We start from the raw sequence: 23,906 nt of genomic DNA on the forward strand, positions 1-23,906 counted from the left end.
TCCCTTCCCGAACTCAGAAGTGAAACCTCTTAGCGCTGATGGTAGTGTGGCACTTGCCATGTGAGAGTAAGTCATCGCCAGCTTTTAAATTAGAAACACCCCCTCCGCTATCGCAGAGGGGGTGTTTTTTATTGTGTGGAATTTTATATACTGGTTGTTTTACGGGCTTTCTGATATGACTTGGATCGTAGTACAAAGCTTTTCATTTCCCTATGAAGCTCAAATTGCTAAAACTCAGTTAGAAGCAGCTGAAATTCCAGCATGTATTGAAAATGAACATACTATTAATATGGATTGGCTTTACTCCAATGCTTTAGGTGGTGTGCGACTGTTAGTTCCTGAAAGCTATGCAGAAGAAGCTAAAGCATTACTTGCTCAAGATTTTAGCCAAGAATTAGAACAACAATTTGGAGCAAGTGAAAGCTGTCCTAAGTGTGGCAGTACTGATATACAACCTTATACAGAAGGTAAACGCCCTGCTTATGTGGTTTTCCTATTGCTTGGTTTTCCACTCTTTTCGTATAAAAATGGAACGAAGTGTCGGCAGTGCCAACATTTTTGGAGTTAATGCCGTATAGCAAATCAGCAAGATGTTTTAAATCACCAATGATCTGTATATGCTCAAATTAAAATAAAAAGAGCATTGAAGTTATGAATATTCAGAAAAATATTTTATGGGTAGATTGCACTGCGGCTGCATTTGCTGGGCTGATCGTATTGCTTGCTGCACAATGGTTAAGTCAACTTTATCATTTACCCAAAGGGATTATTGTTTTTGTGGGTTGCGTGAATCTCTTATACGCATGTTATTCATTTACACTCGCCAATTATAAAAAACGCGCACTGTTCCTCATCAACATCTTGGTGATTGCAAATAGCATCTGGGGCTTGGTTTGTTTGGTTATGCTTTGGCGATTCTGGCAGGAAATGACAATCTTTGCCGTAATCCACATTGCTGGGGAGGCGGTCTTTGTTGGTGCTTTGGCTCGATTGGAATATCAATGGCGGCATCAACTTGCATTTTCTTATCACCAAAGAAATAACTAAATTAAGTGGACATCATTTCAACAGCTTTGTCTAATAGGGGAGAACAGAATAAAAAGGAAAATAAGATGGAATATCAAGGAAGTTGTCATTGTGGAAAAATCACTTTTGTTGCACAAGGTGATTTGACTGAAGCAATGTCATGTAACTGCTCGATCTGCCAAAGAAAAGGTTCTTTATTGTGGTTCTTACCGACAGATAAAGTTGATGTTTCAGCTCAAGAAAATACTTTAGCTCGTTACCAATTTAATAAGCATGTGATTGACCATCATTTTTGTAAGATCTGTGGTATTCATCCTTATGCAACAGGCATTGATCCGCAAGGGAATCAGATGTATGCCATTAATATCAGATGTATCGAAAATTTAGATTTGGAAAGCATCAAAATCAATCATTTTGATGGCCGTTCGGTTTAACACTCAAATTTAGAGAATAAAAATGACCAAGAAAAAACAGTTAAATGCTGAACAGACGATTATGTTGTTCGAGATACTAAAAAAGCGTTTTGAAGCCAATATGCATCGGCATCACGGTTTGAATTGGGTCAATATTGAGGAGCAATTAAAACAACTTCCTGAAAAGCTATGGGTACTGAATCAAATGGAACAGACTGGCGGGGAACCAGATATCGTTTCACTTGATTCTGAACCAAATGAGATCATCTTTTATGATTGTGCCGTAGAAACACCAAAAGGGCGTAGGAGTCTTTGTTATGATCGCGCTGCTTTAGATGCACGTAAAGAACATAAGCCCGAAAATAATGCGGTCGATGTGGCCGAAGCTATGGGAATTGAATTGCTCACAGAAGAACAATATAAACAATTACAGTTGGTTGAACATTTTGATTTAAAAACCTCAAGTTGGGTAAAAACGCCAGAAGATGTGCGCAAATTGGGCGGTGCAATTTTTTGTGATAGCCGTTATGGTCGTGTTTTTACCTATCATAATGGTGCGCAATCTTATTATGCGACCCGTGGATTTCGTGGTCGATTAGAAATATAGTTTTGTGATTCGATCGTACTTTTGGCATGTTTTTTTAATCTTTAATTTTGCCAAGCGCTTGCTTGGTTTTTCTGGTTTTGCTACTTTAGTGCTTATTCAATAAACAATGATTAATAATTGCTAGGAAGCAGAATATGCACTTTAATCCTTTGTACTATAACGAGCAGCATCTTGAATTTGCCAAGAGTATTCGACGTTTTGTTGAAAAAGAAATTTCACCTTTTATCAATGAATGGGATGAAAGTGAAACCTTTCCGCGAGAGCTCTATAAAAAAGCCGCAGATATTGGTTTGTTGGGGTTAGGTTTTGAAGAGCAGTATGGTGGGATTGCGGGAACAGATGCATTTTATACCTTGTTATCTTCGATTGAGCTCGCAAAATGTGCTTCGGGTGGCTTAGCGGCTTCTTTACTGTCACATACCATTGGTGCACCACCAATCCAGCATTTTGCCAACGAAGAAGTTAAAGCTCAGGTACTCCCTCAGATTTTGTCAGGTGAAAAAATCTCGGCACTGGCAATTACTGAGCCAGGCGGTGGTTCAGATGTGGCTTCGCTCAAAACTAAAGCTGTACGTGAAGGTGATTATTTTCTGGTGAGCGGTGAAAAGACCTTTATCACTTCGGGGATGCGAGCTGATTATTATTCAGTGGCAGTGCGTACTGATCCAAATGCCAAAGGTGCAAATGGTATATCCATGCTGTTGATTGATGCACATAGTGAAGGGATCAGCAAAACGAAACTGGACAAAATGGGGTGGTGGGCATCAGATACCGCGCATTTGCATTTTGATAACGTCAAAGTACCAGTCAGCAATTTGTTAGGCCCTGAAAATATGGGCTTTTTGGTGATTATGAATAACTTCAATATGGAGCGTTTTTTCCTTGCGGCCAGTAGTTATGGCTTTGCCTTGACTTGCTATGAAGAGGCATTGGATTGGGCACAACAACGCCAAACCTTTGGTAAGCGTCTGGTTGATCATCAGGTGATGCGTCATAAGTTAGTGGATATGGCCACGCGACTGACTGCCACTCGTGCTTTACTCGAGGATACCGCTTATCGTTTAGGCAAACCTGAATTGCAGGGTAGTGAACTGATTGCCCAGATTTGTATGCTGAAGAATGTTGCCACTCAAACTATGCAATTCTGTGCCGATGCTGCGGTACAAACACTTGGAGGCATGGGCTTTATGCGTGGTACTAAGTCTGAACGTATATATCGTGAAGTGAAGGTGAATATGATTGGCGGTGGTGCAGAAGAAATTATGAAGGATTTAATTAGTAAACAGTTGGGCTATTAAAACTGTTTCAAACATCATTCAAAGTGCGGTCAAAACACCGCACTTTTTCCGGTTTAAAATTTATTCTAGTTCAGCCAGCTTTTCTAAAGAAATTTGACGGATTTCAAAGATAGGTTGTTTCAGAAATGAGTTCAGTGCTTTGATATCAATAAATTTTATGTTGTCGAGAGCAATACCTTCAATACTATCTTTTTCGGCATCGTAACGAATATCCGCAGTTTGCTCGATAAACTGTTTCAATAATAATGGACTATCACTTAACTCTGAAAGTGGTTTGTTCATCAAGGCTTCGAACTCATAGTCCATCGCATAAATATTGGATTCCCACATAACATCGCTAAAGTTCTCATCTTGACTAGAGATAATGCTGCCAGTCTCATAGCCAGAGAAATAGTCTTCTTCTGAATTGATCCAGAGCACATAGCAAGGTTGTGTCGCATCGATTTCTAAGAGTTGATACCAGACGATACCTGAAATTTGGGCAAATTCGAACGCATCGTCTTCATTCAATTTTGGAATTTCACCATCTTCGATATCAAACTTTTTGCCCGTTTTTTCTAATACCAAAGCTTCAAGTTTTTCGTAGATTTCATCATCTACTTCGCCATTGCCGATGTCATAGTTACAGAGTTCATCATAATATAAGCCCTCAACAACTAAGGTTTTATAGGCCTTTTCTGCTTCAGCTTTATCTGTATAAATCTGTTTGATTGCCCCAGTTGAAACGCAGTTGGTGAGATGCCATTCGTCATTATAGGCAAAGTCATTTTGACGAATCACGTATTGGATATTGCTCATTTTTATTTCCCCTTAAGTTAAGCAATTTTAGTTTTTAATTCTTGCAGCTTAGCTGCACTAGGCGGCACAGCCATGCCATTGTCCATCCAGAGTTCAAAACGCATCGGGTTGAAAAAGAAATCGGGACGAATATCAAAATCAATCAATCTGGCTTTACCTTTTCCCATCATCGGAAGAATGGTATTGATAAACCAACTATTGTGGGTGATCAGTAACGACTTTAATTGTCCTGTCACCGATAAGGGAGAGAGTAGTGTTGCTGATACTTTTGGGTCGTCAATCACATCAGCATGAAATTTCTCTAGGCGTTTTGCTAACCCATCTGTAGGGATATCCTGCATCGCTGCAACAAAATCACCTAAAGTTGGAATAAAGCGGTGATGGAAATCAACCAATAGGTGATCTTTTTCACACAGGTCTTTCACTTCAATGCTATTTCCTGCACTATTTTCAAAGTGATGTCCAAAGATTGGGATAATGACTTCCTGAACACCCCAAAAGGTATGCAAGATACGATGGCGATTGTCGGTACACAACATTTTGGTGCTGTCGATTAGAGCATGAATATCAATATAATCTTCAAGCTCGCCCCCACGACGTTTCACCGAAATATTGGCATGTTGTACTGGATTCATTTTCACGAATTCTTATAATCATTTGATGTTTAAGAACAATAGCAGCTTTCTGATACAACGAATATAGATAAATAGACGTGAGCGATAAGCTGTGTCGTGCTTAAATTAGAATCAATTTTTTAAAATGCCTGATATTTTTTATCGGTCCAATCGGCATTTAAAATTGCCCAACGCTCATGATCTTTCCATTCTTTTCCACCAACACACAGGTATTGGCGAGAAAACCCTTCTTTTATAAAACCTGCATTTGCAACAAGGCGAATAGAGAGCAGATTGTCTGGTTGGATATTGGCTTCTAGTCGATGTAGATTCAGTGTTTGAAATGCTTCTTGTAAAACCAATTGCAGCCCTTGTCGCATGTAGCCATGTCCTGCATAAGGAGAAAAGGCTTCATAACCCAAGTAAGCAGAATGAAAGTAACCTCGAACGATATTGGAGATATTAAAGGTGCCAACAATGGCATGATTTTCTTTCAAGCAGACAAAATAACGATGTTCTTGTGCGAGATATTGTTGAAAGTCTGTTGGTGGATAAGTCCAAGGTTGATGCAGTTGAATACTCTTTTGGTAGGTAAGTTTGATTTCAGCTAAATCGCTGAGTTGAGGCTTACGCAAATAGATAGCACTCATTTCACCGCCATTTCCCAAACCATTTCAGTCAACTCATCAATTTTGACTTTACCTTCTGGTCTATACCAAGTCACTGTCCAAGAAATCGAGCCACCGAGCAAACGACGCCAAATAAAAGCATCGTGTTTCACTTTGCCTTGAGCACGTAATTTTTCAATCACATCCAACCACACTTGCTCATATTCATTACGCATTTTCAGAAGGTAATCTTGTTTTTCTTTAGAAAGGGCAAACCATTCGTGTACCAATACCGCCATAGCTGCACCCGTATCACCTGCAATCGACAGCAATTCAGATTTAATTAAATGACGTAACTGTTGCTCAGGATCATTGGAGCGTTCAGAAGCTTCTTTTAAACGAGCGAAGTTATAGATAATGGTTTGTTCCATCACTGTCGCTAGAATCTCATCTTTACTTTTGAAGTGGTGAAATAAGCTGCCCGATTGAATGCCAATAAATTCACCGAGCTGACGAACAGTGGTTTTGTCATAACCTTGCTTATAAAACAGATAGGCAGCACCTTGCAGTAAACGTCCACGTGGACTGTCATCAAAACAAACAATCTTGGGTATTTGCTCAATTGAGGTTGCGATCATGCCTATCCATCTATCCCGTTTAATCTAAAGTCTATTGTAACAAAATTCATTTGATGCATTGTCTTATCTTTTTATAACAAGCATTTGCTTGAGTTTGTCTATTTTTGCCAATACAGCATAGCATTATGCACTTTACAAACCAAGCACTTGCTTGGTAATGTTAAGGCGTTTTTAGCAATAACAATGAGAAAGCGCATGACAACTGTCAAACAGGATGACCAGAGGGTAGTTAAAATTGGGTGTGCATCAGGCTTCTGGGGCGATACCAACACTGCTGCATTTCAGTTGGTGCATTTGAGTGATATTGATTATCTAGTCTTTGATTATCTATCAGAAATCACCATGTCGATTATGGCCAAGGCGATGATGATTGATCCAAGTCATGGTTATGCGCTGGATTTTGTTAGTCGAGTGATGTCACCACTGATCAATAAAATTGCTGAAAAAAAATAAAAGTCATTAGTAATGCGGGCGGGGTAAATCCTCTGGCTTGCCGTGATGCCTTACAGAAAATCATTGATGAAAAAGGACTAAATTTAAAAGTTGCAGTGGTTTTGGGTGATGATGTATTGCCGAAGCATGCTGAATTACTCAACCAAAATGTTCAGGAAATGTTTAATGCTGAAGCCTTACCTGCACATGTTGCTAGTAGTAATGCCTACCTTGGCGCTGTTGCGATCCGTGATGCGCTCGACTTAGGTGCAGATATTGTGATTACAGGCCGTGTGGTCGATTCAGCAGTTGTGCTTGCCCCATTATTGCATGAATACAAATGGTCACTGGAGGATTATGACAAGCTGGCGCAAGGTTCATTGGCAGGACATGTGATTGAATGCGGTGCACAGTGTACAGGTGGAAACTTTACCGATTGGCGTCTCGTTCAAGGCTTTGACAATATGGGCTTTCCAATCGTAGAGGTCAGTGCTGATGCTTCATTTATCGTAACCAAGCCGAAAGGGACAGGTGGCCTCGTTTCAACTGCAACTGTAGCAGAGCAGATTGTCTATGAAATTGGCAATCCGCAAGCCTATCTTTTACCTGATGTGAGTGCTGATTTTAGCCAAGTCCATTTAGAGCAGGTGGGCGAACATCGAGTCAGAGTGACGGGTGCCACAGGTCGTGCACCGACCCAGCAATATAAAGTCAGTGCCACCTATGCTGATGGTTATCGTGTCTTGGTCAGTTTTTTGATTGCAGGTCGTGAAGCGCCAGAAAAAGCTCAAGTGATTGCCGATGCCATTATCAACAAATGTGAACGCGTTTTGGCACTGCGTTCAGTTCCTCCTTTTATTGAAAAGTCAGTTGAGATTCTTGGCATTGAAAGCACTTATGGCGCGCATGCTCGAATCAAAGACAGCCGTGAAGTGGTAGTCAAAATCGCAGTCAAGCACCTATTTAAAGAAGCTTGTATGTTCTTTGCCTCAGAAATTGCCCAAGCTTCAACAGGGATGGCACCTGCATTGGCAGGAATTGTTGGTGGCCGACCTAAAGCATCAGCCGTGGTGAAATTATTTTCATTCTTGATTGATAAAGATCAATTAAAAGTCGAAGTCGACTTTGCAGGACAGCGTTATCCCGTTCAGATCCCCGTTGGACAGTCTGCACTGGATTATGTGCAGCATCCTGTTGGTGACGTAGCCGTATATCAAGGCGATGAGGTTGAAGTTCCTTTAGTTGAAGTTGCACATGCACGCAGTGGCGATAAGGGTAATCACAGCAATATTGGGGTGATCGCGCGCAAGGCTGAATATTTACCGTGGATTCGTGCGGCACTGACTGAGGCCAATGTTGCAGCGTATATGCAGCATGTTTTAGATCCTGAAAAATCAAAAGTGATTCGTTATGAACTGCCTGCCATGCATGCACTGAATTTCATGTTGGAAAATGCATTGGGCGGTGGTGGGATTGCCAGCTTACGGATTGATCCACAAGGTAAAGCTTTTGCACAGCAATTATTAGATATGCCAGTGAAAGTGCCTAGAAAACTAATATCTTGAGCTGCATTTACCTGATGTTGGAGTCTCGTTTGTCGTAAAGTAGTACAAGCGAAACTCCAATAATTTTTATATTATGTCTAACCCACAAGAGAGCAGATAGTTATAGATTGAGTCATAGTATTTTTGAGGTCTTGTTGGATCTTTTCCATCTACAGCAGGAATAAAAATAACCATACCTTGTCGGGCTCGGGTTAATAGAACTCTATAAGCATTGAGAAGGTAACTTTTAGTTGAGTCTTTATTAATATTCTGCCACTTTGAGCCTTTAAAGCTTTGAAATTGCCAACCTTGATCATAATAGAGGTTAATATCCCAAGTTACGCAGGTATAGTCGATTTCAAGTCCTTGGATATCGAACTCAGTCGCAATATCCTCTAAGTAATAAGATGACCGGGTATCATCCTGATGATTTAAAAACCAATCAGTTGGAGATATATCATTCTTAACATAGATACCTTCTGCTTTTAGTCTTTTAGCACCTGAACTTGCGATTAGTCCAATTCTTTCCGTACCTCTAGCTTGATGTCTTAACCAGGCTTTTGCCTTGCCTAAATCTCTCGTGATTTTAATTGGATAATTATGTTTGATGTCTTGGTAAGTTTGAGCGGCTTGACCATTTTGATTGTCTAAAATGGATTGGATTAAGGATGCAACTTTTTCACTTCGAAATGATCGAACAGAGGTGGATAAATGAAGATCAGTTTTTTTATGTCCATGTTGTTTTAACCAGTTTGATAAATCTAAATTATTTAGATAGGTATTAGGTTCAGCCAAAATCTTATCTGAATAATAAATATCCCAAGATTGGTATTTTGTTTTTAGCGACTCAATCCATTCTGAAACGCCGGCTTCACCTGTATTGATTTCTTGTCCACCTCCGATTAAACATATAATTGCACACCAATCTTCATGTCGATCCATTACACTGATTAAATATTCGGGTTCAGACATGTCAAAGTTTGTGATTCCTTTTTTCTGTTGCATGAACTTGGAGACTTGTTCTTTTTGCCAAGCTCTTTGTGCTTCATCGAAAACGACAACCTTTTCAATAGGGGCATGAGGCGTTCTTAAATTGTCATCTCTAAAATGATGAATATTTTGGATAAAAGCCTTTGCTTTCCTTTCAGCTTCTGTACGTAAAATTCTCTGACCACTCCTTTTAGCAGATTCTACTGAATCTCTAGTCAATGCTTCTCTCAAGACATCAACTAACGGGCCATTACCAGATAGAAATACTGAGTGTTCTGATTCATCTGCTTTTAGTCGTTCGTTCGCGATGTTTAGACCTGCAAGCGTTTTTCCTGCCCCAGGAACACCTGTTAAAAAGCAGATTGATTTCCTATGCTGAGCTTTGGAGTCTTCGATAATTTCATTTATTAAAATGGAGGTGTTGGAGAGGTTAATTGCACCAGCATCACTTCTTGAAATTTCTTCAACACTATGGCCTTTATATAAAGCTTGAGCTGCTTCAATAATCGTTGGCGTAGGTTTATATATGCTATTTTCCCAAGTCTCAATATTTAGACTTTCTTCAATTTTTATGTGGTCTAGAATTTTGATCAGCGTGGCTTTAAAGTTTTCTTTATTACATAGGATACAACCGGTCAGATCTAGAGAGCTATCAATCTGAGAGGTCGTACTTGGGGCATTCGTCGCGATAAGGATCGGGATAATCGTTTTATTATGACTTCCTTCATGAAAATTTTGTAAATCTAAGCAATAGTCAATTGTCTGATTCTGAGCATAGCTTGAATAACTTTTGTCGCCTACTTTGAACTCTATTACAAAGATTAAATTATTTATAATTAAGATATTATCTACTCGTTTTCCCATTCTAGGGATAGAGAACTCAAAATATAAATGACCACAGAACTCTTTAAGTTCCTGTTTTAGAAAATCAATTTGTTCAAGCCAAGCATTTTTTTGTAAATCTTCTAAATCATGTTGATGATGACGTGCAAGTTGTCCAAAAATTGCATTTTTATTTTCATTTAAAAAAAAATCTATCGAACTTTGATAATAGCTTGTATTCATTGTGAGTTTTTAAAGTTTAAAAAATCTTAAATTGAACAGCATGTTAGCACTAGAAATAATATTTTAGCAAAAAATGACATTTAAATTTGAATAAGAAAGGCATCTTGGTACTTTACAAACCAAGCACTTGCTTGGTAGTGTGTGTTCAGTTAAAAATAATAGATGAATGGATCATAAAACATGGCTTATCAATCAATTTTCAGGACAGATGCATTTACTGACAAAGTGGTGATCGTCACGGGTGGTGGTTCTGGTATTGGCCGTTGTACTGCACATGAGTTGGCTTCTTTAGGCGCACAAGTGGTCATCACAGGACGTAAAGTTGAAAAACTAGAAAAAGTCAGCCAAGAAATTCTGGAAGATGGAGGCAAAGTCCATTTCATCGTCTGTGATAACCGTGATGAAGAGCAAGTCAGAAATATGATTGCTGAGGTGCTGGAAAAATTTGGCAAGCTCGATGGTTTAGTCAATAACGCGGGGGGACAATTTCCTTCTGCATTAGAGAATATTTCTGCCAATGGTTTTGATGCCGTGGTCCGTAATAACCTACATTCTACCTTTTACTTGATGCGTGAAGCCTATAACCAGTGGATGGCAAAGCATGGTGGTAGCATTGTTAATATGACTGCGGATATGTGGGGCGGAATGCCGGGGATGGGCCATTCAGGTGCAGCACGTTCGGGTGTTGATAACCTGACCAAAACTGCTTCAGTAGAATGGGGGAAATCTGGGGTACGTGTTAATGCCGTTGCGCCAGGTTGGATTATTTCTTCGGGGATGGATAACTATAGTGGTGATTTTGCCAAAGTCATTATTCCAAGTTTAGCGAGCAATGTGCCGTTAAAACGTATGGGCACAGAATCAGAAATCTCTTCAGCGATTTGTTATCTACTTTCAGATGCTGCTGCTTTTGTATCTGGTGTCACCCTGCGTATTGATGGGGCTGCTTCACAAGGTACACGTATGTATCCATTGGCAGATGCGACCAATAATGACGCCTTTAATGGTTTCCATCGTGCTTTTATTCCTGACATATTCAAAACAGATGGAGAATAAAGATGAGTATTCTCCAATCTGAGATTGCAGTAGGTAGTGAACAATACCAGCAAAATCGAGAGGTATTATTAGCGCAGTTGGCTGAAGTGCGTGCGGTGCAGCAAAAAAGTATTGATAAGTCCTATGCAGCAAAACCTAAGTTCGATAAGAAAGGCAAAATCTTGCCGCATGAACGTATTCGTTTACTGTTAGATGCGGATTCACCTTTTGTCGAGCTATGTGGTCTAGTTGGCTACAACATGCATGACGATAAAGATGGTTCCGAAGCAGGCGGTGGTGTGATTGCAGGCATCGGTTTTGTCAGTGGCGTGCGTGCGCTGGTTTCCGCCAGTAATAGTGCGATCAAAGGTGGCACCATGTCACCAATGGGGGTGCATAAAACCCTACGCCTGCAAAAGATCGCCTTAGAGCAAAAGTTGCCGATGGTGACCTTGACTGAAAGTGGTGGCGCAAACTTGAACTATGCTGCGGAAGTATTTACCTATGGCGGTATGACTTTTGCCAATCAGGCACGTTTATCCGCAGCAGGGATTCCACAAGTTGCGGTGGTGCATGGCAACGCAACTGCGGGTGGTGCTTATCAACCCGGTTTGTCTGATTATGTGATTGCAGTGCGCAAACAAACAGAAATGTTGTTGGCTGGTCCACCCTTGTTATTGGCAGCAACAGGGGAAGTGGCGACTGCGGAAGAACTGGGTGGGGCAGAAATGCATACCCAAGTCTCAGGTGTGGCGGAATATTTAGCTGAAAATGATGCAGATGGGATTCGCTTAGCCCGAGAGATTTTCGAGCATCTCAATTGGAAAGAGCAAACTGCACAATCCAATCAAAATTATAAAGAACCACGTTATGCTGCTGAAGAGCTGTTAGGCATTGTTCCGCAAGATCCAAAGCAACCTTTTGATATGAAAGATATCATTGCACGGATCATCGATGATTCAGATTTTCTAGAATTTAAACAAGAATATGATGCTTTAACCGTATGTGGTTGGGCCAAAGTGGGTGGACTGCATATTGGCATTATTACCAATAATGGTCCGATTACACCTCAAGGGGCAGCCAAAGCAGCTCAGTTTATTCATCTGTGTGAGCAGACCCAACGACCACTTTTATTCCTGCATAACACCACTGGTTTTATGGTCGGAACCGATGCAGAGCAGAACGGGATTATTAAACATGGTTCCAAGCTGATCCAAGCAGTTGCCAATGCGACAGTACCCAAGATTTCGATTGTGGTGGCAGGCTCTTATGGCGCGGGTAACTATGCGATGTGTGGTCGCAGTTTGTCCCCGCAATTTATCTTTGCATGGCCAAACTCACATGTAGCAGTGATGGGCGCGGCACAAGCAGGCAAAGTCTTGCGTATCGTGGCTGAGGGCAAGCAAAAAGCCTCGGGGATTGAACCGAATCCGCAGATGCTGGATTTCTTGGAACAAAGTACAGCGATGAAATTGGAACAACAGTCGACTGCTTTATTCAATACCGCAATGCTGCATGACGATGGCATCATCGACCCAAGAGATACCCGTAAAGTATTGATATTTTTATTACAAACCATTTATGAAGCACAACAACGTGAGTTAAATCCAACACGTTTTGGTGTGTCGAGATTTTAATTTTTAACACCCTCATCCTGGCCTTCTCCCTGAGGGAGAAGGGATTTCCTCTCCCCCAAGGGGAGAGGGTTAGGGAGGGGGAAAATAATTTTTAAGGAACAAAAACAATGAAATTTACCGCAGAACATGATGCTTTACGCCGTACCACACGCCAGTTTGTTGAAAATGAGCTAAATCCTTTTATTCCTGAATGGGAAGAGGCGGGCCGTTTTCCGATTCATGACGTATTTAAGAAAATGGGAGACTTGGGTTTATTGGGGATTTGTAAGCCTGAAGAAAATGGCGGTTTAGGACTCGACTATTCGTACAACCTTGTGGTGGCAGAAGAGTTAGGTCGAGCTGCTTGTGGTGGTGTGCCACTGGCGATTGGTGTGCAAACTGATATGGCAACCCCAGCATTGGCACGCTTTGGTAGCAAAGAACTGCGCGATGAATTTCTAAACCCTGCGATTCGTGGTGAATATGTCGCGTCGATTGCAGTCTCGGAAGTGCATGCGGGTTCTGACGTGGCAGCCATCAAAACCACTGCAAAAAAAGATGGTGATGACTATGTGATTAATGGCAGCAAGATGTGGATTACCAATTCACTGCAAGCCGATTTCTTTTGTCTATTGGCCAATACTTCTGACGATAAGCCACACGTCAATAAATCCATGATTATTGTTCCTGCAAAAACGGCAGGGATCAGCTTTTCAGAACCCTTAAATAAATTGGGGATGCGCTCCACCACCACGGCACAGGTCTATTTCGACAATGTACGTGTACCACAACGTAACTTGGTTGGGGTGGAAGGCATGGGCTTCATGATGCAAATGATGCAGTTCCAAGAGGAGCGTATGTGGGCCTGTATCAATGCGGTGGGGGGGATGGAAAAGGTCATTCAGCAAACTATTGACTACACCAGAGAACGAACCACTTTTGGTCAGCCTTTAATTAATAACCAGTATGTACATTTCCGTTTTGCTGAACTGATGACAGAAGTTGCAGCATTAAAAGCCTTAACGCTTCAAGCCTGTGAACAGCATATTGCGGGTGAAGATGTCACGTTAATGGCTTCAATGGCGAAGCTGAAAGCAGGACGATTAAGCCGTGAAGTGGCAGACAGCTGCCTGCAATATTGGGGCGGTAATGGCTTTATGTGGGATAACCCTGCATCGCAACTGTTCCGTGATGGTCGCTTAGGTTCGATTGGCGGTGGCGCAGATGAAATCATGCTCGGAATCATTTGTAAGCTCACTGATATTTTGCCGAAGAAACAGAAAAACTAGGAGCAGAAGCATGACAGTTGCAACTTCTCTTGCAGGCTTAGCGTTAGATGACAGCATTCGGTTAGAGCAGCAAGGTGGCATTTTAACGCTATGGCTAAATCGTCCTGAAAGCCGTAATGCCATGAGTTTAAAGATGGTCACTGCCATTCAACAGGTGTTTAGCCAGATTGCCGATGATGTATCCATTCGCGCTGTGATTTTACGTGGTCAAGGTGGGCATTTCTGTGCAGGTGGCGATATCAAGGATATGGCGGGATTACGAGTTGAAGCTGCCAATAGCGGTAGCTTACAGCCTTATGTGGATTTTAACCGTCGTTTTGGTGCCATGATTGAACAAGTAGATCAAGCACCGCAAACCGTTGTGGTGGTTTTGGAAGGTGCTGTACTCGGTGGTGGTTTTGGTCTGGCTTGTGTTTCAGATATTGCCATCAGCCGTGATACTGCACAGTTTGGTCTACCTGAAACAGGCTTAGGTATTTTGCCTGCACAGATTGCGCCTTTTGTAGTGAAGCGGATTGGTCTGACCCAAGCCCGTCGTTTGGCGTTATTGGGTTTACGTTTTGACGGCAAGACGGCTGTAGATTTAGGTGTTGTTCATCAAGTTGCACAAGATCATGTTGAGATTGAACAACAGCTTACAGAGATAATTCAGCAGATCAAACGTGCTGCACCATTGGCTTCCCGTACCACCAAAGCTTTATTGCATCGGACATTGAATGAGCCTTTAGAGCAGCTTCTGGATGACGCCGCACAACAGTTTGCTCAGGCTGTCGGTGGCGCAGAAGGACAAGAAGGCACCATGGCTTTTATTCAAAAACGTAATCCAAATTGGTTTGACTAAAATTTCCTCCAAATCCTCTTTATTAAACAAGAGGGACTTCCTCCGTTAATAGGCGGATTGAGAGGGATTTAATAATAGAGATGAAACAATGAGTTTTTCAAAAGTCTTAGTGGCAAACCGTGGTGAAATTGCTGTTCGTGTGATGCAAACAGCTAAAGCAATGGGCTATCAAACGGTTGCGGTGTATTCAGATGCGGATGCCAATGCCCGTCATGTTCAGCTGGCGGATGAAGCGGTTTATATCGGTGCATCTAAAGTTTCAGAATCTTATTTATCCATTGCCAATATTATTGCAGCCTGCAAAAAGACAGGTGTGGATGCGGTACATCCGGGTTATGGTTTTTTGTCTGAAAATACCGATTTTGCTCAGGCTTGTCTTGATCATGGCATCACTTTCATTGGGCCAACCGCTGCCGCCATTGAGCTGATGGGCAGTAAACGTCTTTCTAAAATTGCCATGATACAAGCAGGTGTACCTTGTGTGCCTGGTTATGAAGGCGATCAGCAAGACCTTGATTATCTAGCCCAACAAGCTGAGAAGATTGGCTATCCTTTAATGGTCAAAGCTTCGGCAGGCGGTGGTGGGCGAGGCATGCGTCTGGTCCAACATGCTGCTGATGTATTGGAAGCATTAAAAACAGCACGTTCGGAAGCAGAAAATGCCTTTGGTTCGGGTGAGCTGATCTTAGAGAAAGCGGTGATTGCTCCAAGGCATGTCGAGATTCAGGTGTTTGGGGATATGCATGGTCATTATGTATATTTATTTGAACGGGATTGTTCGATTCAACGCCGTCATCAAAAGGTGGTTGAAGAAGCACCTTGTCCAGTGATGACACCTGAACTACGTCAGAAAATGGGTGAAGCAGCTGTTGCTGCAGCACAGGCGTGTGATTATGTCGGTGCAGGTACGGTGGAGTTTCTGCTGGATCAATCGGGTGAGTTCTATTTCTTGGAAATGAATACGCGTTTGCAAGTCGAACATCCAGTCACTGAAATGGTCACAGGATTGGATTTGGTGGAATGGCAATTGCGTGTTGCCAACGGCGAAACCCTGCCTTTACAACAACATGAGTTGACCTTAAACGGACATGCGATCGAAGTCCGTTTATATGCAGAAGATCCACGTCAGGACTTCCTGCCACAAACCGGCAAAGTACTGCGTTGGCAAGCAGCGGGTGCCGATGGCACTCTACCGAATGTCCGTATTGATCATGGCATGCTTGAACACGGTGAAATTAGTCCCTTTTATGATCCGATGGTGGCCAAAGTAATTGCCTATGGCAAGACCCGTCAGGATGCGATTCGCCTGCTTGCCAAGGCGGTTGATGATTGTGTATTACTTGGTGTGAATAGCAATAAGCAGTTCCTTGTCAATTTGTTGCGTCATCCGGTCATTGTGGCGGGAGATACCAACACCGCATTTATTCAGCAACACTTCCAAGAGGATATCAGTCTGCATCAACAAGCTTTGCCGCTTGAGACTTTAGCCGTGGCAGCAGCACTGTTTACTCAGCAAAATCAGCAGCAAGTGGCTTGGCAAACGGGTGTTGCTATGCCGTTTCCACTGAAACTGAAATATGCCGATCAGCAGATTTTGTTGCATGTGCAAAATGATCAGCAGCAGGTCAAAGTTACGTTATGTGATCAACAAGCAACGATCAAGATTGTAAGCATCAGTGATGTACAGATTGTTTATAGTTGTGAAGGCGTTCGACGTAAGCTCGCCTATGTTATTGATCAGGATCAACTCTATTTGGATGCAGCTAATGGCAATCTATTGATTGAAAATACCACCTATGCAGCACCAGAAGCGGCTGAGGTGGTGGGTGATGGCAAAATTCGTGCACCAATGGACGGTGCGATTGTGAGTTTGCTGGTCAATGTCGGAGATTCAGTAACAAAAGGACAAACCTTATTGGTGCTTGAGGCGATGAAGATTCAGCAACAAATCAAATCCGATGTCGATGGTGTGGTGGATGAATTGATTGGTCAAGTCGGGCAACAAGTGAAAAAACGTCAATTATTGTTGAACCTCAGCACGACTTGAGCATAATCAAATAGAGCGAAAAAGCGAGGTGTTATACCTCGCTTTTTAATAAGTGCAATACAGCATCTAAAGAATGCTTTGAATTTCCTTGTAACTCTTGTGTTGCAAATTCAGCCAAGGCTTGTTCATGCGCCAACAAATACTGGAGAAAGTCTTGTGTGTTGGCATCTGCGTGTTGCTGCATCCGCTCAAAAGTGACCATAAACGGTTGTGTACCTTGCTTAAGTAAGTGCATGGCCAGTTTCCAAGGTAATTTAGCCATCGCAATGCCTGATGCCTTGGCCTGTAACTTAACATGCAAACGAATTTTGGCTGTTTGACCTTGTTGACTTAAGAACTGCTGTAACTTGTGCAGGGTTTGGGTTTCCAGTTTGGCCAGCGTTTGCCATTTTTGTTGTTGCTCAATTGAGCGTGTATGTTTGGCTGCATTTAAAAAGATCAGTTCACCCAGTATTTCTGATTCAAGTGCGGTGTTGAGATCTTGTTGATATTGTGGGTAATGCATCGCTGATTTCCTTTAATTTATGTATCTCATTGGTTTTTTCTAGCAAATGGCCAACGTATTTGTTTGAGATAAGTCTTCGGTAGCGCAGTCTTTAACCCGACTTGCCCAGCTTTCACAGGTTTGCTTTCATAGTAATACGTCCCAAACAGATGATCCCAGATCATCCAGAATTCACCAAAATTTTTACGACCAAAACCATATTTATGGTGCCAGCGATGGACTTCGGCAACCCCCAGTAAATGTCTAAAAACACCTACAGAATAATCCAGATTGGCATGCTGGAAAGCCAAATGAATTGCGGTTAATCCCATCCACGTCCCAATCAGATTGGCGGGTGCACCGATTAAGGTAATACAGATAATTCCAGGCGCAGCGAGCAGAATGGCACTTAATGGATGACGACGTTCACCATTCAGCCAATATAATCGTTCAGCGCTATGATGAAGGGCATGCAATTTCCATAGGAAACGTTTTTTATGACTTAGCCAATGCATCTGCCATAAGCCAAAGTCGATGACTAGACCCACAATGAGTAATTGTAGCCAGATCGGTAGAGTGCTTGGCCAAAAGCTAGCAATATCAATTAGCTTTCGAAATAAGGTAATGCATTCAGCAGTAATGAAAATCATGACGATACTAAAACTGGCATGCAGGATATCAACGCCTGTATCTTCATGATCGGTTAGCCAGGTTTGCTCATAAGGTTGAATCTGTTCAAGCAGAGCAACCAGTCCAATCGCAATGGCTGCAATGCAGGGCACATAAGGCCAATAGCTAAGCTCACCCGCGGCAACGGGCAATAAAAAAAACAGACTCAGCCCCATAATTAGGGGATAACTGCTATAGTGAATGAGGTACTGAATTAACTTCGGCATGGTGTATTGTTCCAAAACAATGAACAGTCACTATGCCTGTGCGATTGCAGGACTGAATTGAACAAAACAGCTATTTATTCAATAAAGAAAATTTGCCCCTGCATCTGGCTCAGTTCTGAGGGTCGGACCCCCAGTAATTCGATACAAGTTCGTGTGAAATGCGCCTGATCAGCAAAATCAGCTTGATGAGCGGTATCCGTTAATGCGCGTCCATTTTGCATTTGAGTTAATCCATACATGAGACGTAACCATTTGCGATAGCTGCGCAAGGGCAGTCCTACTTGTTCGCGAAACCAGTGCGAAAAACGACTTTCAGATAAACCTGCGATTTGTGCTAAATATTGACGATCAGGGATATTGGATTGCAAAACACCCTGATAAAGCAACGTTAGAATGTATTCAAGCTTCTGTGGATTACGATGGGGAGCCGAATTGCTTAGCTGTGTATTTTTTTAGAAATGGGCTAAGCCATGATTGAGCGGTATCTGTGAGTGAAAGCTGTGTTGCAACAGTTGTTGTAGATCAATTGATACTTCACCTGCTTGGGTAGATGGATGAAACTCTAGATTGAATCTGGTTGTGAGTGCATGACAGGTATCAATGTAAAGCGACAGATAGTCGCCGGTTATGAGTTGATGCTTTAGCTTGGCGGGAATGAATAAAGTCGGTGCTCGATAAAGTTGACCATCAGCAATCACTTGCACGGGTTGATCTGCATTCAAGGACATGGTGATTTGATGTGCATAGTGGTGGTGAGGGTGATTATTTCCTGATTGTCCAAGAAAAGCGCCAATCCCCAAAGCAATTGCTGCTTGACCACTCCAACCAGCGTTATCAGTTTTTAAGCTGTTCATGCCACATCATGATCTTGAAGTAATTGAATGGTTTATTTAGAGGGAATGCATGTTCTTTATCAAATAAGGAATGAGTGATTTAAAAAGGATCATTCTTATTTAATGCCGACACATTGTCTGTCTACATGGTCGGCCGATTATTGATCAGAGGTGAGCTATGAATTTAAGCCGACCTCTGTCGAGTTCCGTTTGTTAAGAGAACATTTTTAGACGTAGACTTTCTAGGCGGCTTTGATATTGCTTTTGCCATTCTTCATTTGGCAGTTGCGTTTTTAATGGCTCCATCTCTTGCTGCAATTGTTGCACAGCCTGCTGATATTGATTGACTTGTTGCTGTTGTTGAACTTCACGTTGTTCACGCTGCTGTACATCTTGGCGTTGCTGTTCGGTGAGATAGCGTTGTTGTAACATCTGCTTTAAGCGTTGCGTTTCAGCAGGGCTATGTTGTCCTTGATTGATTAAACCGAGCGCTTGTTCATAAAGCCCCATTTTATTTTCTTGTTGAGCTGCATCAGGGTACTGTTTTTGTAGCTGCTCAAATGCTTTTAAGCGTTGTTCAGCACTAAGTTTCTGATTCTGCGCCAAATCATTGTAGGCAAACCGATAATCTGCATAGCCACGCTCTTGCCCAAAACCCAGCATCGCTTCGGCTTGTCCCAAGGTTTGTTCTCTGAGCTTCCATAAAGCATCAAAGCGTTCTTTTGGCGATAACGACGTCGATAACACGGTATTCTGCATGCGTTGTTCATATTGCGGCATACGTTTTATTAGATTTTCCACCAAATGTGCAAAGTTTTGATCTGGATAATGAGCTAAAGCTTTTGCTAAAGCTGCATTACAGTCGGATATAGGGCAGTTGGCTTTAAAATCATTGAGAAACTCGGTGATATTGCCAGGTTGCTGTTGTAGTGTTTTTAATTGTTTTAAAAGTGACTCTTGAAAAACTTCGTCCTTGGTTTTGTTTGGCATGCCTTCATTACTCACCTGTGTTGATGAATCTTGAGATGATGCGGTGGATTTGGTTTGCTGAATTGCAGCGGAAGAGGCAGTGCTCTTCCAAACTACAATCCCAACCAAGACCACGACAACAATAAGCATTGTTAGCAATAGTCTTTTATTCATACCGAATTCCGTTTATGGGCCGTAATTAAATTGCCCCATCACAGGGAAGTGATCTGAAAGATCCCAAGTCATATACAGTGGGTCCGCTGTGGTACGTAAGATACGCACATCGTTACGAGACTGAGTCGGTTGACGGTGATTATTTGATGCCACGACATAGTCTAGATATTCGACTGTTGCACCACCTGAACCTGCTGCTCCAGCCAACTTATTCACGCGTGGGTCAAAGGTAGATTCAGTATAACCTGTGCTTGGTGCTGCGGTCGCATTCAGATTGGTTAACATGTCTTGATAATCTTGCGGCCATAACAGTTTATTGACATTGAAATCACCGCCCATGAGTACCGCATCAAAACTTGGGATATTTTGTTGATTTACCAATTGGCGAATTTGTTTGAATTGAACCTGACGCAATGCGCGTGCTGCATCGGTATCAAAAGAAGCGGTATGCGTAGAGGTCACATGATACGCCTTACCATTCTTAATGATTTCCGCATACAACACACCTTTATCCGCAAAACAATCAGTTCCTGTACAGTCTGGATAAATCAATTGTGCAGTTTTGACGATTGGATAACGGCTCACAATCACCAAACCACTATCAAATAAGTTATAACCAGAACCGACTGGAATATGAGTTTGATATGGGTACTGTTGTGCCAGTTGATTCAACATGCCTGTACGCGATGAAGCAAAGGCTTCTTGCATCATAATCACATCGTAACCGTTTAAATGATTTGGTAATTCAGCCAAGCGTTCGCTGATTTTACTCGCCACCATCGGCAGGGCATAAATATTGTAAGTCAGAACCTTGAGCTCATCGGCACTGGCTGAAACAGGCTCTTGAAGTGTGTTTTGATGAATGGTGTAGTGGAAATCATCATAGCCCCCCGTGTACTCAGCTTTTACTGCTGCTTGTGCTGATAAACCAGCATAAGTTGTGCTAATACGATGTACATCACGATCTGAATACCAAGGTGATGTTGTAGTCGTCGTTTGAATACCATGTTTAATATTACTACCCGACCAAGTTCCCGTCATGGTTTGTTTTAAAGTGACTTGTGAATTGCCACTGCTGAGAACGGTATCAAAGTTATAGGTTTTACCAGATTTGATCCCAGTATAACGGTTGATACGTAACACCCGTTTGGTCTCGTAGGGTGCAAGTTGAGTCGCTTCCTGTGCCCATTCATTGCCTTGCTGTAAGCTTGCCCCAGTTTGATTGACTTGTATTGATACGGTTTGTGGCGTGGTATTGGTCACAAACACGTAGGAATCAGCCAAGGTCTGTTGGGTAGAAAAACCACTGATTAAGAGCGCGACCCCTGCGCCTAGTTTTAAGCTCTTCAGCTTCATCTTTATCTCTCCATAGTGCTTAATAATGTTTGAACAAATACAATCTTTCATTGTTGAAATTATTCATTTGTGAAAATTTTATGATTGTTATTTGTTCGAAAATTATAATAATGAAAAAATATTGCTAAATCATTTAAATTTCTAACCGCTCATCTGATGTTTTAAAAAACAATATTTTATTCCATATTTTTGGCTGAAATAGGGATTTTTAAACAGATTGGGATAGTTATTTAGTGAAATATAGGAAAAGTAATGATTCAAAAAAGAAAATTGAAAAGTAATCTATTTATGATAGGGGCTATAAATGAACAAAATCTGACAAGCTTGCGATGCCTGTCAGATTTTATGATGAGAAAAATTAAGCTTGGTCAGCGTCGACGATTGCACTGCTGGTTTGTTTCAAACTATAGAGCAGTTGTCCTAACAAGACATCTTTATTACTTAAAGTCACCATGACCATGGGATGATGAGGGGCAGGGATTGAGGTCAGAATGGCCTTACCATTTTCAGCATCCAAGGTAATACTTTGGCAGCCTGTCAGTTGGATTTCATTGAGAAAAGCGGTGACCATTGCCAAGATTGAACTACTGACAGCTGCCAGTTTAGTGCTGTTATAAGGGTTCTTCTTGTAAATGGAGGCAAGCTCAAAGCCATCCGTAGAGCAGAGCATAATATAATCGACGCCTCGGATATTGGTTAAAATATCGTTGGCCTGCGCTTTAGCAAACTGAATCAGCTCTTTGGGTGCTGTACGTTGCTGACTAGGAATACTGAACATAATTCTTCTCTTTATAAAGTAATTAGTTTGTTGCTTTTAAATTGACTTCTAATGCTGCTATGAGAGATTCAATCATCAGCAAAATATGTTCTTGTTTACGGGCATCAATAAAAAATAAGGGATATTGGTAGTCATTTTGAATTAACCACTCGCGATAAATCGTGGTTGGTTGCCCCTTGTTTTCATCCACGTGGGTGATGCCGATTGAAATATTTTGGGTATAGTCCTTAAAGGTATCCAAATACCCTTCAAGTTCTTCGATCGGTACTTTACTGTTGTGGTCAACCAATAAAATAACGCCCAAAGCGCCTTGGCAAATCACAGGCCAAATAAAATCAAAGCGTGATTGGCCTGGGGTGCCATATAAGCCTACTTTTACACCGTCATCTAAAGTAATCTCACCATAATCAATACCCACCGTAGTTTGCATTTTATTATGGGCCTGACTATCTGTATTGAATGCTTCGGTCGCGAGGACAGGAATTTCTGAAAGCGATTTGATTGCTTCGGTTTTACCTGCGCCCATGCTTCCTGCAAATACAATTTTATATTGTTGGAGAATCATATCAATCCTTAAAGCCCAAAGCGGCGTCTGATCTTGCCGAAAAATTTATTTAAAAAGCCTTGTTGTTCAATTGTTTGTTCAGTCTTTTCAATTCGTAGGTAATGACTTTCTGAAGCAGGGATAATGCCGCCATTGTCAGAAATAATGCAGGCAGCGATAAATTGTTGAACCGTTTGAATAGGAAGTTTTAATTGTGTTGCAACTTGATAGAGTTGGGCTCCTTGTATAAAGCAAGCAGAAAGCAATAAAGTGGTTTTACGGTCAGTGCCTTGAGCTGGCTGTGGCCAATATTCAATTTTGTAGTATTCATTTTCATTTGGCGCTAAACGCTGAAACTCGAGTGAATGCCAGAACAGGTTCCATAACCAATCTTGCAGGTTATATTCAACTTTGCGAGAAACTTTAGTGAAGTTTGAGGTGGTCGCAAATTCATATTTAAAACTATGGTTAGTTTGCGTGTGGGTGCGGGTTGGTTCTAGCCATGCAATTTGACTCCGCGTATCAATAATGGCCAAAGTACCGTGATCATCAAACAAATGTAGACGGGCATTTTCAGGATTTAACATGTCGGTTAAATACTTTTCATTGATGGCATTATGTGTAGAGGTTGATTCGATCTTCGGTTGTTGCGCCTGTTGATGGGTGATATAACTTAAAAGGCGAAGATGAATCCAGTTTTTTAATGCATCAGTATGCTGAAAAGGCAAGTAAAGCGTATTGTGTTCTTCTATATGTTGTGAGCCTTCTCCTTTTGAAATTTTTAAGCAGGGAAGTTGTTTTTGTTCTAAAATACGTTGAATACCTTCGGTTTCAAAAAAATTTTCATTTATTAATAATAAGTCGATATTGGGATCGGCAATATTGATCCAATTAATGCCAAATTCATGAGGTATTGTTTTTCTAAGTTCTATTTTTAACTCATCTGAAACTTTTAAACTTATACCTGAAATTGCGATATTAATGCAATGTCCATTCATAGTATCACTTTAA

General features: G+C 41.6%; 24 protein-coding genes, 1 rRNA gene and 1 pseudogene. 12 read left to right on the forward strand and 14 right to left on the reverse strand.

Annotation, left to right across the window (positions count from 1 at the left end):
• From rrf to F885_RS02700, 6 genes are all read left to right on the forward strand, one after another.
• Positions 1 to 83: ribosomal RNA gene (rrf, locus tag F885_RS21455) — 5S ribosomal RNA — on the forward strand; the annotation flags it as partial.
• Positions 84 to 175: 92 nt separating this feature from the next.
• A complete protein-coding gene (locus F885_RS02720; RefSeq protein ID WP_005322277.1) occupies positions 176 to 568 on the forward strand; it encodes a putative signal transducing protein in 393 nt (130 codons plus the stop codon).
• Positions 569 to 651: 83 nt separating this feature from the next.
• Positions 652 to 1,047: a hypothetical protein gene (locus tag F885_RS02715; protein ID WP_005322278.1), complete on the forward strand. Its 396-nt coding sequence runs from the start codon at positions 652 to 654 to the stop codon at positions 1,045 to 1,047.
• 65 nt (positions 1,048 to 1,112) lie between these two features.
• The gene (locus F885_RS02710; protein WP_005322279.1) at positions 1,113 to 1,460 is read left to right on the forward strand and encodes a GFA family protein; all 348 of its coding nucleotides are present in this window, start codon (positions 1,113 to 1,115) and stop codon (positions 1,458 to 1,460) included.
• Between the two features lie 22 nt (positions 1,461 to 1,482).
• A complete protein-coding gene (locus F885_RS02705) occupies positions 1,483 to 2,046 on the forward strand; it encodes a DUF4256 domain-containing protein (protein WP_005322280.1) in 564 nt (187 codons plus the stop codon).
• 134 nt (positions 2,047 to 2,180) lie between these two features.
• Positions 2,181 to 3,344 carry an acyl-CoA dehydrogenase family protein gene (locus F885_RS02700; RefSeq protein ID WP_005322281.1) on the forward strand — a complete coding sequence of 388 codons (1,164 nt, stop codon included), beginning with the start codon at positions 2,181 to 2,183 and terminating at the stop codon, positions 3,342 to 3,344.
• A gap of 60 nt (positions 3,345 to 3,404) precedes the next feature.
• On the opposite strand, the gene F885_RS02695 is transcribed toward F885_RS02700, so the two are convergent.
• The 4 genes from F885_RS02695 to F885_RS02680 all read right to left on the reverse strand — a co-directional run bounded on the left by F885_RS02695 (position 3,405) and on the right by F885_RS02680 (position 6,002).
• Positions 3,405 to 4,142, reverse strand: a complete 738-nt coding sequence (locus tag F885_RS02695) for a hypothetical protein (RefSeq protein WP_005322282.1) — start codon at positions 4,140 to 4,142, stop codon at positions 3,405 to 3,407.
• A gap of 17 nt (positions 4,143 to 4,159) precedes the next feature.
• Positions 4,160 to 4,777: a DUF6915 family protein gene (locus tag F885_RS02690; RefSeq protein ID WP_005322283.1), complete on the reverse strand. Its 618-nt coding sequence runs from the start codon at positions 4,775 to 4,777 to the stop codon at positions 4,160 to 4,162.
• A 119-nt stretch (positions 4,778 to 4,896) separates the two neighbouring features.
• Positions 4,897 to 5,406 (reverse strand): GNAT family N-acetyltransferase, encoded by a 510-nt coding sequence (locus tag F885_RS02685; protein ID WP_005322284.1) that lies wholly within the window; start codon positions 5,404 to 5,406, stop codon positions 4,897 to 4,899.
• Positions 5,403 to 6,002 (reverse strand): TetR/AcrR family transcriptional regulator, encoded by a 600-nt coding sequence (locus F885_RS02680; RefSeq protein WP_005322285.1) that lies wholly within the window; start codon positions 6,000 to 6,002, stop codon positions 5,403 to 5,405. Before F885_RS02680 ends, F885_RS02685 begins: the two co-directional genes overlap by 4 nt.
• A 195-nt stretch (positions 6,003 to 6,197) precedes the next feature.
• Between F885_RS02680 and F885_RS02675 the strand changes: the two are divergent.
• Positions 6,198 to 7,999 (forward strand): annotated as a pseudogene (locus F885_RS02675) (acyclic terpene utilization AtuA family protein).
• A gap of 66 nt (positions 8,000 to 8,065) precedes the next feature.
• On the opposite strand, the gene F885_RS02670 reads toward F885_RS02675, so the two are convergent.
• On the reverse strand, positions 8,066 to 10,033 hold the full coding sequence (locus F885_RS02670) for a DUF2075 domain-containing protein (protein WP_005322288.1): 1,968 nt from the start codon (positions 10,031 to 10,033) through the stop codon (positions 8,066 to 8,068).
• A gap of 180 nt (positions 10,034 to 10,213) precedes the next feature.
• On the opposite strand from F885_RS02670, the gene F885_RS02665 reads away from it, so the two are divergent.
• The 5 genes from F885_RS02665 (at position 10,214) to F885_RS02645 (ending at position 16,861) form a co-directional block, all read left to right on the forward strand.
• A complete protein-coding gene (locus F885_RS02665; protein WP_005322289.1) occupies positions 10,214 to 11,089 on the forward strand; it encodes an SDR family oxidoreductase in 876 nt (291 codons plus the stop codon).
• Positions 11,090 to 11,091: 2 nt separating this feature from the next.
• Entirely contained in the window at positions 11,092 to 12,705 is a 1,614-nt protein-coding gene (locus F885_RS02660; RefSeq protein WP_005322290.1) for an acyl-CoA carboxylase subunit beta, read from the forward strand.
• 107 nt (positions 12,706 to 12,812) lie between these two features.
• Positions 12,813 to 13,973, forward strand: a complete 1,161-nt coding sequence (locus F885_RS02655) for an acyl-CoA dehydrogenase family protein (RefSeq protein ID WP_005322291.1) — start codon at positions 12,813 to 12,815, stop codon at positions 13,971 to 13,973.
• 10 nt (positions 13,974 to 13,983) lie between these two features.
• Complete coding sequence (locus F885_RS02650) at positions 13,984 to 14,814, forward strand: enoyl-CoA hydratase/isomerase family protein (protein ID WP_005322292.1); 831 nt, start codon at positions 13,984 to 13,986, stop codon at positions 14,812 to 14,814.
• An 88-nt stretch (positions 14,815 to 14,902) separates the two neighbouring features.
• A complete protein-coding gene (locus F885_RS02645; protein WP_005322293.1) occupies positions 14,903 to 16,861 on the forward strand; it encodes an acetyl/propionyl/methylcrotonyl-CoA carboxylase subunit alpha in 1,959 nt (652 codons plus the stop codon).
• 31 nt (positions 16,862 to 16,892) lie between these two features.
• Here F885_RS02645 and F885_RS02640 read toward each other — a convergent pair whose 3' ends face one another.
• The 9 genes from F885_RS02640 to F885_RS02610 all read right to left on the reverse strand — a co-directional run bounded on the left by F885_RS02640 (position 16,893) and on the right by F885_RS02610 (position 23,893).
• On the reverse strand, positions 16,893 to 17,366 hold the full coding sequence (locus F885_RS02640; RefSeq protein ID WP_005322294.1) for a hypothetical protein: 474 nt from the start codon (positions 17,364 to 17,366) through the stop codon (positions 16,893 to 16,895).
• Between the two features lie 26 nt (positions 17,367 to 17,392).
• Positions 17,393 to 18,241: a sterol desaturase family protein gene (locus F885_RS02635; RefSeq protein WP_005322295.1), complete on the reverse strand. Its 849-nt coding sequence runs from the start codon at positions 18,239 to 18,241 to the stop codon at positions 17,393 to 17,395.
• Positions 18,242 to 18,315: 74 nt separating this feature from the next.
• Complete coding sequence (locus tag F885_RS21300) at positions 18,316 to 18,609, reverse strand: helix-turn-helix domain-containing protein (protein ID WP_005322296.1); 294 nt, start codon at positions 18,607 to 18,609, stop codon at positions 18,316 to 18,318.
• Between the two features lie 84 nt (positions 18,610 to 18,693).
• Entirely contained in the window at positions 18,694 to 19,095 is a 402-nt protein-coding gene (locus F885_RS21305; RefSeq protein ID WP_005322297.1) for a hypothetical protein, read from the reverse strand.
• Between the two features lie 192 nt (positions 19,096 to 19,287).
• On the reverse strand, positions 19,288 to 20,217 hold the full coding sequence (locus F885_RS02630) for a lipase secretion chaperone (RefSeq protein WP_005322298.1): 930 nt from the start codon (positions 20,215 to 20,217) through the stop codon (positions 19,288 to 19,290).
• A gap of 12 nt (positions 20,218 to 20,229) precedes the next feature.
• On the reverse strand, positions 20,230 to 21,573 hold the full coding sequence (locus tag F885_RS02625; RefSeq protein ID WP_005322299.1) for a sphingomyelin phosphodiesterase: 1,344 nt from the start codon (positions 21,571 to 21,573) through the stop codon (positions 20,230 to 20,232).
• A 358-nt stretch (positions 21,574 to 21,931) separates the two neighbouring features.
• Positions 21,932 to 22,351, reverse strand: coding sequence for a roadblock/LC7 domain-containing protein (locus F885_RS02620; RefSeq protein WP_004652554.1), 420 nt, complete (start codon positions 22,349 to 22,351; stop codon positions 21,932 to 21,934).
• 22 nt (positions 22,352 to 22,373) lie between these two features.
• Entirely contained in the window at positions 22,374 to 22,916 is a 543-nt protein-coding gene (locus F885_RS02615; RefSeq protein WP_004802616.1) for a GTP-binding protein, read from the reverse strand.
• Between the two features lie 8 nt (positions 22,917 to 22,924).
• Positions 22,925 to 23,893, reverse strand: a complete 969-nt coding sequence (locus tag F885_RS02610; RefSeq protein WP_004802619.1) for a hypothetical protein — start codon at positions 23,891 to 23,893, stop codon at positions 22,925 to 22,927.
• Positions 23,894 to 23,906: the final 13 nt, after the last annotated feature.

Origin of the sequence: Acinetobacter higginsii (genome assembly GCF_000369845.1) — a bacterium.
Taxonomy (GTDB): Bacteria; Pseudomonadota; Gammaproteobacteria; order Pseudomonadales; family Moraxellaceae; genus Acinetobacter; species Acinetobacter higginsii.

Bases quoted from the DNA above. Each gene is read 5' to 3' on its own strand.
- F885_RS02665 (WP_005322289.1), top strand. From the start codon at position 10,214: ATGGCTTATCAATCAATTTTCAGGACAGATGCATTTACTGACAAAGTG.
- F885_RS02635 (WP_005322295.1), bottom strand. From the start codon at position 18,241: ATGCCGAAGTTAATTCAGTACCTCATTCACTATAGCAGTTATCCCCTA.
- F885_RS02620 (WP_004652554.1), bottom strand. From the start codon at position 22,351: ATGTTCAGTATTCCTAGTCAGCAACGTACAGCACCCAAAGAGCTGATT.
- F885_RS02680 (WP_005322285.1), bottom strand. From the start codon at position 6,002: ATGATCGCAACCTCAATTGAGCAAATACCCAAGATTGTTTGTTTTGAT.
- F885_RS02670 (WP_005322288.1), bottom strand. From the start codon at position 10,033: ATGAATACAAGCTATTATCAAAGTTCGATAGATTTTTTTTTAAATGAA.
- F885_RS02705 (WP_005322280.1), top strand. From the start codon at position 1,483: ATGACCAAGAAAAAACAGTTAAATGCTGAACAGACGATTATGTTGTTC.
- F885_RS02715 (WP_005322278.1), top strand. From the start codon at position 652: ATGAATATTCAGAAAAATATTTTATGGGTAGATTGCACTGCGGCTGCA.
- F885_RS02660 (WP_005322290.1), top strand. From the start codon at position 11,092: ATGAGTATTCTCCAATCTGAGATTGCAGTAGGTAGTGAACAATACCAG.
- F885_RS02625 (WP_005322299.1), bottom strand. From the start codon at position 21,573: ATGAAGCTGAAGAGCTTAAAACTAGGCGCAGGGGTCGCGCTCTTAATC.
- F885_RS02695 (WP_005322282.1), bottom strand. From the start codon at position 4,142: ATGAGCAATATCCAATACGTGATTCGTCAAAATGACTTTGCCTATAAT.
- F885_RS02685 (WP_005322284.1), bottom strand. From the start codon at position 5,406: ATGAGTGCTATCTATTTGCGTAAGCCTCAACTCAGCGATTTAGCTGAA.
- F885_RS02615 (WP_004802616.1), bottom strand. From the start codon at position 22,916: ATGATTCTCCAACAATATAAAATTGTATTTGCAGGAAGCATGGGCGCA.
- F885_RS02700 (WP_005322281.1), top strand. From the start codon at position 2,181: ATGCACTTTAATCCTTTGTACTATAACGAGCAGCATCTTGAATTTGCC.
- F885_RS02610 (WP_004802619.1), bottom strand. From the start codon at position 23,893: ATGAATGGACATTGCATTAATATCGCAATTTCAGGTATAAGTTTAAAA.
- F885_RS02655 (WP_005322291.1), top strand. From the start codon at position 12,813: ATGAAATTTACCGCAGAACATGATGCTTTACGCCGTACCACACGCCAG.
- F885_RS02650 (WP_005322292.1), top strand. From the start codon at position 13,984: ATGACAGTTGCAACTTCTCTTGCAGGCTTAGCGTTAGATGACAGCATT.
- F885_RS21305 (WP_005322297.1), bottom strand. From the start codon at position 19,095: ATGAACAGCTTAAAAACTGATAACGCTGGTTGGAGTGGTCAAGCAGCA.
- F885_RS02645 (WP_005322293.1), top strand. From the start codon at position 14,903: ATGAGTTTTTCAAAAGTCTTAGTGGCAAACCGTGGTGAAATTGCTGTT.
- F885_RS02690 (WP_005322283.1), bottom strand. From the start codon at position 4,777: ATGAATCCAGTACAACATGCCAATATTTCGGTGAAACGTCGTGGGGGC.
- F885_RS02720 (WP_005322277.1), top strand. From the start codon at position 176: ATGACTTGGATCGTAGTACAAAGCTTTTCATTTCCCTATGAAGCTCAA.
- F885_RS02640 (WP_005322294.1), bottom strand. From the start codon at position 17,366: ATGCATTACCCACAATATCAACAAGATCTCAACACCGCACTTGAATCA.
- F885_RS02630 (WP_005322298.1), bottom strand. From the start codon at position 20,217: ATGAATAAAAGACTATTGCTAACAATGCTTATTGTTGTCGTGGTCTTG.
- F885_RS02710 (WP_005322279.1), top strand. From the start codon at position 1,113: ATGGAATATCAAGGAAGTTGTCATTGTGGAAAAATCACTTTTGTTGCA.